At 58.1% G+C, this 13,511-nt stretch carries 7 protein-coding genes; 3 read left to right on the forward strand and 4 right to left on the reverse strand.

Features of this window, described 5'->3' with window-relative positions; translation table 11 throughout:
• Positions 1-171: 171 nt before the first annotated feature.
• The 3 genes from BLU48_RS30930 (at position 172) to BLU48_RS30940 (ending at position 5,257) form a co-directional block, all read left to right on the forward strand.
• Positions 172-3,426 (forward strand): dermonecrotic toxin domain-containing protein, encoded by a 3,255-nt coding sequence (locus tag BLU48_RS30930; protein WP_138233627.1) that lies wholly within the window; start codon positions 172-174, stop codon positions 3,424-3,426.
• Positions 3,427-3,600: 174 nt separating this feature from the next.
• A complete protein-coding gene (locus BLU48_RS30935) occupies positions 3,601-4,347 on the forward strand; it encodes a DUF4123 domain-containing protein (protein WP_057023469.1) in 747 nt (248 codons plus the stop codon).
• A 73-nt stretch (positions 4,348-4,420) separates the two neighbouring features.
• A complete protein-coding gene (locus BLU48_RS30940; protein WP_057023468.1) occupies positions 4,421-5,257 on the forward strand; it encodes a 23S rRNA (adenine(2030)-N(6))-methyltransferase RlmJ in 837 nt (278 codons plus the stop codon).
• Positions 5,258-5,331: 74 nt separating this feature from the next.
• Here BLU48_RS30940 and msrA read toward each other — a convergent pair whose 3' ends face one another.
• The 4 genes from msrA to aceE form a co-directional block, all read right to left on the reverse strand.
• On the reverse strand, positions 5,332-5,979 hold the full coding sequence (msrA, locus tag BLU48_RS30945; protein WP_057023467.1) for a peptide-methionine (S)-S-oxide reductase MsrA: 648 nt from the start codon (positions 5,977-5,979) through the stop codon (positions 5,332-5,334).
• Positions 5,980-6,051: 72 nt separating this feature from the next.
• Positions 6,052-8,745 carry a putative bifunctional diguanylate cyclase/phosphodiesterase gene (locus BLU48_RS30950; RefSeq protein WP_057023466.1) on the reverse strand — a complete coding sequence of 898 codons (2,694 nt, stop codon included), beginning with the start codon at positions 8,743-8,745 and terminating at the stop codon, positions 6,052-6,054.
• 303 nt (positions 8,746-9,048) lie between these two features.
• Positions 9,049-10,689, reverse strand: coding sequence for a dihydrolipoyllysine-residue acetyltransferase (aceF, locus tag BLU48_RS30955; protein WP_057023465.1), 1,641 nt, complete (start codon positions 10,687-10,689; stop codon positions 9,049-9,051).
• An 11-nt stretch (positions 10,690-10,700) separates the two neighbouring features.
• Positions 10,701-13,346 (reverse strand): pyruvate dehydrogenase (acetyl-transferring), homodimeric type, encoded by a 2,646-nt coding sequence (aceE, locus tag BLU48_RS30960; protein ID WP_046070602.1) that lies wholly within the window; start codon positions 13,344-13,346, stop codon positions 10,701-10,703.
• Between the last annotated feature and the right edge of the window lie 165 nt (positions 13,347-13,511).

The raw sequence follows: 13,511 nt of genomic DNA on the forward strand, positions 1-13,511 counted from the left end.
ATGTGCTTTCTGAAAAGGTGGCAGAAACATATTTCAACTTTAAGGTTGTGGTCGCGCTTGAGAGCGTGAGGTAAATATATAGCACGCCTGCTGACATGTTCGAGACCTCGAAAGTTATTGCTATCCGGGTTGGCAGTTGTCTATTTGAACCTTAAAGTTGAGGTGTTATGTATGATGCTGTCTTTTAGTTCCGGTCGTGCAGCACTTGAGGCGGTTAAGCGCCCTTCGGTTGAGGCCGTGCATAGTTTTGAGCCTTCGTCCGAGATAAGCACGTCGGCCGGAGTGTATGATTCTAACGCATCGCTAAAAAAATGGTTACAACAACAGGTGTTGGCGGCCACAGGTAGACTCGTTGATCCTGATAAGGTTTATTTACATCGCTTTTCCAAAAGTCAAGGTGTTCATTCCGCAGATACCAGTACCGGTTGGAAGTATTCAGGTAAACCTGAACAGTCGATGACATTGACCGAAGCTGTGACCAGCAATTTCTTTTCCGCCGAGCGCTACCGTTGGGTTGGAAGAGTTGAGAGTACAGCGCATTTTGCAAGTTCTAATGTTAGTCCGTTTTCGCTGCTGGATAGTAGTAGTGTTTCAGATTTTTTCGGGCGCCTGGGGAAGTTGATTGCTGATAGAACCCTGCCGGGTTATATCTATTCGAAAATAAAAGATGATGTGCCGAGTGCAATAGAGAGTTGGCGTGACTTGGATGCGGTCTACGGTATTTATACGGATGGTCCCGATAAGGATAGTTATGACGCCCGTAATGAACTGCCGCTAAAACCTTCGCAGTTCTTAGATATCGTACGCACAGGGGATGTGCAGAACATGCTGACGGGAAACGTCAAAAAGTTCTGGACTGATCATCGTGCACAATGGCGCTCCGCGGCCAAAGGCCATTTTGTTGATGAAGCGCGCAAGGCGCTGAACGCCAACACGCTAAATCCCGCAGAGTATGCCTTGGTGATGGGGGGCGGGGCACCAGACCTTCCATTGGATGCACCAACGACGCCGGAGCAACTACAAACAACGGCAGCGCCTGGCGCCAGCAGCCAGGTCATGCGTTTTGATATCAACGGCTACTATGCCACCGATATCCTTCGTTTCGTTGGCGAGCGGGGCAAACAAATTCTCTACATCCCCGGTGCGTGCCCGGTCTTTGAGGTATTCCAGAACACGACAGAACTGCAAAGGTGGGTGGTAGAGCAGGGGAAGGACCCTGGCAAATCTGCCGCTCTTGCTCATCACTTCTCCCTGAGCGACCGCCAGCAAGGGATATATGGTTCGCTGAGTGTCAATGGTGTTGACAGCGCATTAAGCAAACTCGGTAGCGGTGAGATGAAGGCTGATAGCAATCATATCAACGTCAACGACTCGCGGGTTGGAGAAGATGTTTTCACCATGATGGCCCGGGAGACGCAGGCGCGCATCGAATCCGATGTGGATACCCAGATCAAGTCAAATTCGGAAGTGTACAGGGACGACGCTTTGGGAGTCGTTCAGTCTGCCAACGCGGTGTTCTCAATTCCCTTGGCGCTCTTGGGACCCATTGGCATGGGCGTCAATGCGTTGGCCTTCACGACACAAGTAGGACTGGAAACGGATCAAGCCATCGAAGGTGATACCTATTCTGAGCGTAAGAACGGTTTCAAGGCAGCCGTGACAGATATGGCGATGATGGCTATGAGCCATGCCGTTGGTAAGTATACGAACTCGCGGTCAGGTGCAAGAACGGTACAAACGCAATCGAGTAGCGGCGGCCTGCCGGTGAGCGTATCCCAAGAGCGGTTTCCGTATGCCTTTGAACGGCCTGCGGCGTTCAATCCATTTAGCCTGAAGCTTTCAGAGGCCAGGGAAATTACGTTCAAGGGGCAACAATATTTTGTTGGCGCTGCTCCGGATGTTATGGATGGTCAGCACTACCTCTTATGGCAGCGGGATCCTGAAAACCCTTCTCTATTGGTCAGCACTGCGAGAGTCGCCAAGCCGGATGCAAGCGGAATTTGGCACTCCATGCGCACTTCGGGGGGAGCATGGCAGCCTCCTACCCAGCCTGAGACTTGGCAAGGCACTATCACGCTTGACCCCTATGAAGTCCGGACGGTTGGCCAAACGCCTATCGATGTGCCTCCTGGCTATGAATTGATATCCATAGGTAAGGAATCAATATTTGCTCCGGAAGGCTATCGAAGGGTTAGAAACTTTAATCAGGAAGGGGAACTGACAAATTATCCTCTTTGGAAGATAAAGGATGGGGTCGCTACGGAGTGCGGGCACTATACGCAGGAAGGCATTATTAGTCTGGTCGGTTCGGATCTTAAAGTCAGCAATTATGTTCAGATTGAGGGGAAAATATTTAAAGTAGACTATGACGCTGATAAAGCCTCCTGGAAGATAATCGGCAACGACGATGTGTCGGCCCCTGATATATTTATACAGCCAGGTCTCGAAATAGGTTCTTGGATACCTGAGCCAGATATGGCGGGGCGGGAAGTCCTGAGCAGTATGGTAAGACGTCTTCTCGGTATTTCGGAGAGCGCCAACAAGGAACCCGGAGTGCGTACTGCAAACGATGTTGCGGTACAAGAATATATAAAACAATACGGTCGACAAATAATTCGCACTACTGAACCTACCATTCTGATGGCCGAGGCTTCTCGGCAAGACGCACTTATCGATCAGTATGTGCTTAAGCATGGACTTCCCTACGCTCAAGTTCAAAGTTTGGTGGAGGTAAGTCTCAAAGGCTTGCCGCTACCGTTGTGGGCTCCGAGGTTCGACGCTTTCGAGGGGCTTGGATCCATCGCTGCTGCGGGGGGGCGCGGAGGCTTGAATGTTAACCAGGCCTCAAGGAATGCGGCAGTTCGTTATCCCGTTCGCTCTTACAGTCAAGAGCAAATTGAAAGTATTCAAGCGCTGAATGCGCTTAACCAAGTGCATGAAAATTCTCCAATAAAGATAGCGGAAAACAATTATAAAAAGGGTGCTCTTAACGAGAAAGTGCTGAAGCTTACTCTTGAGCGTGATGGATACAAGGTGCTCCCAGGAGGGCAGTACAAGAATGGAAAAAGTGGATTTGATCTGGTGTTAGAGGGGCCGAATGGAAATATATACGTACTGGAGGCAAAGCAGATTAAAAGCGTTGGCAATGGCAATACGTTAGGCTCTGTATCGATGTCTGATGCGGGGGCGGGAGGGAATGTGCAGTTGAGCGATGCGTGGGTCAGTTCGGTGTTGGATAACTGTCTTGCTGAGGCGAACTCTTCGGCGGCGCGTGCCGAAGTAGTCAATACGCCGGCCTATCAGGCTGTCTCGCATGCGCTGCAAAATGGCACACTGAGAAAGCTGTTAGGTGGTGTAACGCCTGACGGCTCAGTGCTTATATTCAAGGTTGATTTTTCTGCATACGATTCAGCTCATCCGCGGTAAATGCCAGGGCGGGGAAATCAAGCCTGACACTTTTGTCACGATGTACTTGGTGTAGGGATTATCTGATTTAGTCGCTGCTTGACCAACAGGATAAATGGCCGGTGCAGAATCGGTTGCCCACTCGTTTGCAGATGAAGAGTGTTTCAGTTCAGCTTTAAAAAGGAACATGTCCGAATGCATCCATCTTTGGCTCCCAGTGCCTGGCTTGCGCAAGACGTGCTGCGCCCCAATGAACAGCTCTATGCCGTGCTGAGCAATGCCAGTGATGCCAGACCGTTGGCCGCCTGGCAAGCCACAGCTGCGGGGATGCGCCCTCAATCGCTATGGGCAGGTACGCCATATGCCGAATGGGACGAGGTAATGCCTTACGTGGGTATCGTCGAGCCAGGAAGCGCTTTTCTCGACTGGATCGCCGCCAGCGAGGCCACTGATTGGGGATGGCTGGCGGTATCGTCCAGCCCTTTGGAAGTGGTGGTCGCACATCTGCAAAGTTTGACCAAGGTATACCTGGCCGATGACCACGCAGTATTTTTACGCTTTTGGGATGGCCTGCAGTTTCTGCCGATTATGCAAAAACTGGGAGAGGAAGCGGGCAGGGTATTGCCGGTGTTTCGCTGTTATTGGATCAATGGCGAATCGTTGACGGTGACGACCGGGCCGGTGACCGCAGTCAAGCCGAGCCCATGGTGGCGAGTACCTGCATCATTACTTAAACAGTTGGCCGAGCAATCACCTCAAACGCTGATTGAAAATCTGCTGCAGTGGCTCGAAGAGCAACGTCCCGATTTATACGCGGCCTTCTCGTTATCGATTTTGAGGCACAAGGTTGCCTACTTCGTGCGCGAACCGTTGGTGGATTACCAGGCGCTGGTTAACCACCTCGAATCGGAGTCGTGCAGCACGCCATGGTTGGTGGCATAAACGCCTCTCGGCGCACGACTCTGCACCTTTGCCCGCACAGAAGGTAAACTTCGCCCCCTGCGCAGGAGCAACCATGAATTATCGTCACGCCTTTCACGCCGGCAACCACGCCGATGTCTTCAAACACCTGACCTTGACCCGCCTCATCGCCCTGATGTCGCGCAAGGAGCAGCCGTTCGCCTACCTCGACACCCACGCAGGCATCGGCCTGTACGACCTGCAGGGCGACCAGGCCAACCGAACAGGTGAATACCTGGAAGGCATCGCCCGCCTGTGGGGAGCAAGCGACCTGCCGCCGCTCACCGCTGACTACATGCGCGTGCTGCACGAGATGAACCCGGATGGCCAGTTGCGCTATTACCCGGGCTCGCCGGAGCTGGCCCGACGCCTCACGCGGCCACAGGACCGCGTGCTGCTCAACGAAAAGCACCCGGAAGACGGCGTGCTGCTCAAGGACAATATGAAGGGTGATCGCCGCGTCAAAGTGCACCTGGGCGAAGGCTGGCACGTGCCACGGGCCTTGCTGCCGGTGCCGGAAAAACGCGCGCTGATGCTGATCGACCCGCCGTTTGAACAGCTCGATGAAATGCAGCGTTGCGCGGCGTCCCTCAAGGAAGCGGTTGGCCGTATGCGCCAGACGGTCGCGGCGATCTGGTACCCGGTGAAGGACCAGCGCATGTTACGCCGCTTCTACCAGGACCTGGTCGGCACCGGTGCGCCGAAGTTGCTGCGTGTGGAGTTGCTGGTGCATCCCCTGGATACCCCCAACACCCTGACCGGCTCGGGCCTGGCGATTGCCAACCCGCCGTGGGGCCTGGAAGAGGAATTGCGCGAGTTGCTGCCGTGGCTGTCCAAGAAGCTTGGCCAGACCCAGGGTGGGTGGCAGATGGATTGGCTCATTGCTGAATAAGCGCCTTTGCAGCCAAACACAAACCAATGTGGGAGGGGGCAAGCCCCCTCCCCACATTTGGTTTTATGTTGACCTTAGATCGGGCAGGTCACGCCAGTGCCACCGATGCCGCAGTAGCCCTGCGGATTCTTCGCCAGGTACTGCTGGTGGTACGCTTCGGCGAAGTACACCGTCGGTGCTTCGTCGATTTCAGTGGTAATGGTACCCACGCCGGCTTTGGTCAATTCAGCTTGATAAGCCTCGGCACTGGCTTTGGCTGCCGCCAGCTGTTCGGGCGTAGTGGCATAAATAACCGAACGGTACTGGCTGCCGATGTCATTGCCCTGGCGCATGCCCTGGGTCGGGTTATGCAGTTCCCAGAACATCTTCAACAGGTCTTCATACTTGACCTTGGCCTGGTCATACACCACCAGCACCACTTCGCTGTGGCCGGTCAGGCCCGAGCAGACTTCTTCGTAGGTCGGGTTCGGCGTGAAACCGCCGGCATAGCCGACCACCGTGCTGACCACGCCGTCGCGTTCCCAGAATTTACGTTCCGCACCCCAGAAACACCCCAGGCCGAAGATCGCAAAGCCAACGTCGTCGATAAAAGGACCCAGCAGCGGGTTGCCGTTGACGTAATGAGTTTCCGGCAAGGCCATCGGGGTTTCACGGCCAGGCAGAGCTTGTTCTTGAGTAGGCAGCACGTTTTTGTTCACCAGAATTTCCGAGCGCAAGACCATGATCAGTCCTCTCGTCAGGTTGAGTAGCAGTAAATTATCAGACAGTCAGTGTGCCCGAGTGTTACAGCGCTGTCAGGCGATTGGCCCACGTGGATAGCGTTTGAGCTTTTCCAGCAGTTCTGCACCGGGGATCGGCCGGTCGAACAGGTAGCCCTGGCCCACATCGCAGCGATGCCGGCGCAGGAACGCCAATTGCTCGGCAGTCTCGATACCTTCGGCCACCACCTTGAGCTTGAGGTTGTGGGCCATGGCGATCACCGCCGAGGTAATTTCCATGTCGTCCTGGTTATCCGGGATTTCGTGGATAAAGCTGCGATCAATCTTAATGATGTCGATGGGGAATTTTTTCAAGTAGCTCAGCGACGAGTATCCGGTGCCGAAGTCATCCATGGCCAGGGTCAGGCCGAAGCTCTTGAGCTGGTCCAGTTGCAGGCGCGTGTCTTCGGTGGCCTCCAGCAGTAAGCCTTCGGTCAGCTCCAGCTCCAGCAGGTTGGCCGGCAGTTGTTCTTCCTTGAGGATCGTGGCGATCGAGGCCACCAGGTCCGGGTCGGAAAACTGCTTGGGCGACAGATTGATCGCCACCTGCAGATTGCCCATGCCTGCGGCGCTCAACTGTCGGCTCATGCGACAGGCCTGGCGGGCGATCCATTTGCCGATGGGAATGATCAACCCGGTCTCTTCGGCCACGCTGATGAACTGGTCGGGGCGGATCATGCCCTTTTCCGGGTGGTTCCAGCGCAGCAGCGCCTCCATGCCCAGCAGGCGACCGCTGCGCAGGCATAGCTTGGGCTGGTAGAACACGTCCAGCTCGTTCTGGGTCAGGGCGCGGCGCAGGTTGTTTTCTACGAACAGCTTGTAGCTGGCCTCGGCGTTCAAGGCTTCGGTAAATACCTGCACCTGGTGCTTGCCGTTGGCCTTGGCCTTGTGCAGGGCCAGTCCGGCGTTACGCATCAGGGTCTGTGGGTCACGGCCATGCAGAGGCGCGCAGGCCAGTCCTACGGAGCCGGTGACGCTGATCAGCTGGTTGTCGACGAACATCGGCTTGTCGAGGGTGGCCAACAGTTGGCACGCGACCTGCTGGCCAGTCTCCAGGTCGGCATCGTCCAACAGTACCGCAAACTCGTTACTGGCAAAGCGCGCCAGGCTGCCGCCGCTGCTCAAGCTGTTGCGCAGGCGGCGGGCCAGGCTGATCAGCAACTTGTCGCCGGTCTGGTGGCCGAGGCTGTCGTTGATGCGCTTGAAGTTGTCGATGTCCACCAGCAGCAGGCTGATCGGGCTGTCGCTGTCGCGGGCAAAGCGTTCGTCGAGGTTGCGGATAAACGCCGGGCGGTTGCCCAGGTTGGTCAGGTTATCGGTGTAGGCCAGGCGTTCGATGCGCTGTTGCGCCAGCTTGGTCTGGGTGATGTCTTCGTAGATGCCGATGTAGTGGGTCAGCTCGCGGTTGTCGCCGTACACCTTGGAAATCGACAGCTGGCCCCAGTAGGGTTCCAGGTTCTTGCGCCGGCTTTTGAACTCACCCTGCCAGCTGTTGCTTTTGGCCAGGGCCGAGGGTGCGTCGAACAGCAATTCGCTGAGATTTTCCAGGGCCGGCAGTTGGGCCAGGCGATGGCCGTGGACTTCTTCGGCGCTGTACTGGGTGATCGCGGTGAAGCTGGGGTTGACATACTCCACCACGCCGTCGCAGTTAACCAGCAGAAAGGCGTTGGCGCTTTGTTCCACTGCACGCTGGAACAGGTGCAGGGCACTGGTGGCGGTGCGGCGGTTGTGGTTGTTGATGACCTGGGCGAACTGGTCCGCCAACTCGCCGGCAAACGCGATCTCATCGGACTGCCACGCCCGCGAGCTGCCGCTTTGTTCCAGGCACAGCACGCCGACCACCTGGCCGTCGACCCGAATGCTGGCGTCGAGCATCGCGTGAATATCCTTGGCACGCAGGCTTTCGGCCATTTCCCGGGTGCGTGGGTCGCGCAGGGCATGAGTGGCGTCGATGGCGCGGCTGGAGTGCAGGGCTTCCAGGTAATCCGGGAAACCACTGGCATCGATGGCGTCGGGCAGGCGGTGCTGTTGGTCGGCGCGGTGGTACGCCGAGATCGGCACCAGGCGCTGACCCTCCAGGTTCCAGATGCTGGCGCAATCGATCTGGTAGATGTCGCAGGCGCTTCGTGTAATCAGCTCTGCGGCTTCGCGCAGCGAATTGGACGTGGTGTAGCGCTGGCGCGCCAGCAGCAGGATCAATTCCTGCTGGGCGCGCACTCGCTCCAAGTGTTGCAGCTGTTCTTGCTGGGCACGCTGGTTGAGTTCCAGGGCGATCTGCAGGCGGCTGTTCTGGTTTTCCAGGTCAGCGGTCGGGGCGGGCGCGGTCGTATCGCTGAATAGCCCGTCGACCACCATCAGGTAGCCGCGCAGCAGATGGCGGTTGTGTTGTTTGTAGGCCTCGCCCATTTCCAGCAGGCTCATCGGGCCGTCATGGGTGTGCAGGGTATAGCGCACCAGGTAATGGGGGCTGTGGGTCAGTTGCTGCTGGATTGCGTCGTGCAGTTGATAGCGGGCCTGGGGCTCCATCAGGCTGGCGTAGGGCGTGCCGATCAGGGCACAGAGTTCCACCGCTGGCAGGCCGAACTGGCGCTCGCAATTGGGATCGAGGTACAGCAGGGCCCAGCTTGCCTCATTAAGCCGCTCGAAACGCAGCATACCGAGGCGCGAAGGCACCGGTAATTGCGTCACTACCTCGGCCGCCATACGGGCGACATCGGGATGGCTTTTCATGGGGAAACTCGCTTGGGAAAATGCGCGTGGCGCCCGGCTCACGCCCTCTTTACTGTCGCCTGCGGCAAGGTTGCATCATGCGGCACGCACTGACAAGAGAGGATGAAGGCTAAGTGCTATAAGGCAGTTATCGGCCGTGCGGGGGATTTCTGCAATCGAAGTGACAGAAGGTGTACAAACCTGTTCTGTGTGTACACCGAGCGCACAAAAAAAGCCCCGCCAAGCGGCGGGGTTGAGGTACGAGCGTGGCGCTCGGAAATCGGTGCGGCAGGGGCCTTCCCGGTGAAAGGAAGGCCCTGCGGCTTACAGCAGGATGGTGCGGATGTCGTTCAGCAACTGGCTCAGGCGCTGGGTGAAGCGTGCCGCCGCGGCGCCGTTGATCACACGGTGATCGTAGGACAGCGACAGTGGCAGCATCAGCTTCGGCTGGAACGCTTTGCCGTCCCACACAGGCTGGATGGTGGCCTTGGAAACGCCCAGGATCGCCACTTCCGGTGCGTTGACGATTGGCGTAAAGCCAGTGCCGCCAATGTGACCGAGGCTGGAGATGGTGAAGCAGGCGCCCTGCATGTCGTCCGGGGTGAGCTTCTTGTCGCGGGCCTTGGCAGCCAGTGCAGCGGCTTCGGCAGCGAGTTGCAGCAGGCTCTTCTGGTCAACGTTCTTGATGACCGGCACCAGCAGGCCATCCGGGGTGTCGACCGCGAAACCGATGTGCACGTACTTCTTGCGGATGATCGCCTTGCCACTTGGCGCCAGCGAGGCGTTGAAGTCCGGCAGTTCCTTGAGCAGGTGCGCGCACGCCTTGAGCAGCAGTGGCAGCACAGTCAGTTTCACGCCGGCCTTTTCGGCCACGGCTTTCTGCGCAACGCGGAAAGCTTCCAGGTCGGTGATGTCGGCCTGGTCGAACTGGGTCACATGCGGGATGTTCAGCCAGCTCGCGTGCAGGCCGGCCGCGCCGATTTGCATCAGGCGGGTCATCGGCACTTCTTCGATTTCGCCGAAGCGGCTGAAGTCTACGGTACGGATCGGCGGAATGCCCGAACCACCGGTAGCGCCACCGGCAGCCGGCGCTTCCTTCGCTTTCTGCATCATGGCCTTGACGTAGACCTGCACGTCTTCCTTCAGCACGCGACCGTGAGGGCCAGTGGCTGACACAGCATTGAGCTCAACGCCGAACTCACGGGCCAGTTGACGCACGGCAGGGCCGGCATGAACCTTGGCACCGCTTGGCGCAGGTGCGGCAGCAGCAGGGGCTGGTGCGGCCTCGGCTTTTGCAGCGGGCGCAGGGGCAGCAGCAGCCGGAGCCGCTTCAGCCTTGGCGGCGGGAGCAGCGGCCGGTGCAGACGCGGCGGCAGGCGCAGCGCCTTGTACTTTCAGCTTGAGAATGAAGTCACCGGTGCCGACTTCGTCTTCCAACTTGACCGCGATGCTTTCCACCACGCCGGCAGCCGGCGAAGGGATCTCCATGGAGGCCTTGTCGGACTCCAGGGTGATCAGCGACTGGTCGGCTTCGACGGTATCGCCGACCTTGACCAGCAACTCGATGATCTTGGCCTTGCCCGACGAACCGATGTCCGGGACGTGGATGTCTTGAACGGTGGCGGCGGCAGGTTCAGCAGCCGCAGCGGCAGGCGCTTCGGCTGGCTTTTCAGCGGGTGCTGGCGCAGCAGCGGCAGCAGGAGCCGCCGCCGCAGGGGCTGCATCAGCAGCGCCTTCGATTTCCAGCTCCAGCAGTTCGTCACCTTCTTTCAGGCGGTCGCCCAGCTTCACTTTCAGGCTCTTGACCACGCCGGCCTTGGGAGCAGGGATTTCCATGCTCGCCTTGTCCGATTCCAGGGTCAGGATGCTCTGGTCGGCTTCGACAGTGTCGCCGACCTTCACAAACAGCTCGATTACTTCACCTTCACCGCTGCCGATGTCAGGTACGCGAATGAGTTCGCTCACAAAAAATCTCCTCAGCAGTCCAGTGGGTTGCGTTTTTCCGGGTTGATCCCGAACTTGACGATGGCGTCAGCCACCACCTTGGGTTCGATCTCACCACGGTCAGCCAAGGCTTCCAGGGCTGCCAACACCACAAAGTGACGGTCGACTTCGAAGAAGTGACGCAGCTTCTTGCGGCTGTCACTGCGGCCGAAACCATCGGTGCCCAGGACTTTGAATTCCTTGGACGGGACCCACTGGCGAATTTGTTCAGCAAACAGTTTCATGTAGTCGGTGGAGGCGATAACCGGACCCTTACGGCCGGCCAGGCACTCTTCGACGTAGCTCAGCGCAGGCTTCTGGCCAGGGTGCAGGCGGTTGCTGCGCTCTACGGCTAGGCCGTCGCGACGCAGTTCGTTGAAGCTGGTCACGCTCCACACGTCGGCGCCGACGTTGAACTCGTCACGCAGGATCTTGGCCGCTTCACGCACTTCGCGCAGGATGGTGCCGGAGCCCATCAGTTGCACGTGGTGCGCCGCTTCCTTGGTGTCTTCTTCGAGCAGGTACATGCCCTTGATGATGCCTTCTTCCACGCCGGCCGGCATGGCAGGCTGCTGGTAGGACTCGTTCATCACGGTGATGTAGTAGAAAACGTCCTGCTGCTCTTCGGTCATCTTCTTCATGCCGTCCTGGATGATCACCGCCAGCTCGTAGCCGTAGGTTGGATCAAAGGTGCGGCAGTTCGGGATGGTGGCAGCCAGGATGTGGCTGTGACCGTCTTCGTGTTGCAGGCCTTCGCCGTTCAGCGTGGTGCGGCCGGCGGTGCCGCCGATCAGGAAACCACGGGTACGGCTGTCGCCTGCTGCCCAAGCCAGGTCGCCGATACGCTGGAAGCCGAACATCGAGTAGAAGATGTAGAACGGCAGCATCGGCTGGTTGTGGCTGGAGTACGAAGTACCGGCAGCGATGAAGGAGCTCATGGCGCCCGCTTCGTTGATGCCTTCTTCGAGGATCTGGCCCTTCTTGTCTTCCTTGTAGAACATCACCTGGTCTTTATCGACTGGCTCGTAGAGCTGGCCGACGGAAGAGTAGATGCCCAACTGGCGGAACATGCCTTCCATACCGAAGGTACGGGCTTCGTCCGGGATGATCGGGACGATGCGCGGGCCGATTTCCTTGTCCTTGACCAGTTGCGCAAGGATGCGCACGAAGGCCATGGTGGTGGAGATCTCACGATCGCCCGAGCCGTCAAGGATAGCCTTGAGGGTGCTCAGGTCCGGGGTCGGTACGCTGAAGCTGTTGGCGCGGCGCTGTGGCACGAAACCGCCCAGTGCGCTGCGGCGCTCGCTCAGGTAGCGGGCTTCGGCGCTGTTTGGCTCTGGCTTGAAGAACGGCAGGTTCTCCAGCTCTTCGTCCTTGACCGGGATGTCGAAGCGGTCGCGGAACAACTTCAGGCTGTCGACGTCGACTTTCTTGGTGTTGTGCGCGGTGTTCTTCGCTTCGCCGGCACCGGTGCCATAACCCTTGATGGTCTTGGCCAGGATGACGGTGGGTTGTTCCTTGTGGTTGACCGCCTGGTGATACGCCGCGTAGACCTTGTACGGGTCGTGGCCGCCACGGTTGAGCTTCCAGATCTCGTCGTCGGACAGGTCGGCAACCATCGCCTTGAGTTCAGGCGTGTTGAAGAAGTGCTCGCGAACGAACGCGCCGTCTTTAGCCTTGTAGTTCTGGTACTCGCCGTCGATGACTTCGTCCATGCGACGTTGCAGGATACCGTCGACGTCCTTGGCCAGCAGTGGGTCCCAGAAACGGCCCCAGATGACTTTGGTCACGTTCCAGTGGGCGCCACGGAACACGCCTTCGAGTTCCTGGATGATCTTGCCGTTGCCGCGAACCGGGCCGTCGAGGCGCTGCAGGTTGCAGTTGATGACGAAGATCAGGTTGTCCAGCTTCTCGCGGCCGGCCAGGGAGATGGCCCCCAGGGATTCCGGCTCGTCGCACTCGCCGTCGCCCAGGAAGCACCAGACTTTCTGCTTGCCTTCCGGGATGAACCCACGGGCTTCCAGGTACTTCATGAAGCGTGCCTGGTAGATTGCCTGGATCGGGCCCAGGCCCATGGAAACGGTTGGGAACTGCCAGAAATCAGGCATCAGCCAAGGGTGCGGGTAGGACGACAGGCCCTGACCGTCGACTTCCTGGCGGAAGTTGTTCATTTGTTCTTCGCTGATGCGACCTTCCATGAACGCACGGGCGTAGACGCCTGGCGAGGTGTGGCCCTGGAAGTAGATCAGGTCGCCGCCGTGTTCGTCGGTCGGGGCCTGGAAGAAGTAGTTGAAGCCGATGTCATACAGGGTTGCGCTGGAAGCGAAGCTGGAGATGTGACCGCCCAGGTCAGAATCTTTCAAGTTCGTGCGCATTACCATCGCCATGGCGTTCCAACGTACCAGCGAGCGAATGCGGCGTTCCATGAACAGGTCGCCAGGCATGCGTGCTTCGTGGGTAACGGGGATGGTGTTGCGGTATGGCGTAGTGATGGCGTAAGGCAGTTGCGAGCCGCTGCGGGTCGCGAGTTCGCCCATACGGGTCATCAGGTAGTGAGCACGGTCTTCGCCTTCTTTGTCGAGAACCGATTCCAGGGCGTCCAGCCATTCCTGGGTTTCGACGGGATCGAGGTCTTGCATGGCTTGCTCCAGGGCGGAAAGGCTACCAGAATCGGTTGCCTGAAGTTTGCGACTGGCCTTGTGGGCAGACGACATAAATTCTTGGATGGCCGAAGGTTGCTTCGGCGTCCTGTAGTTTTACTACAAATCGTCGGCCATTTCAGCCTTTCGAATGTATATACGAGT

It is taken from the genome of Pseudomonas synxantha (assembly GCF_900105675.1).
Taxonomy (GTDB): domain Bacteria; phylum Pseudomonadota; class Gammaproteobacteria; order Pseudomonadales; family Pseudomonadaceae; genus Aquipseudomonas; species Aquipseudomonas synxantha.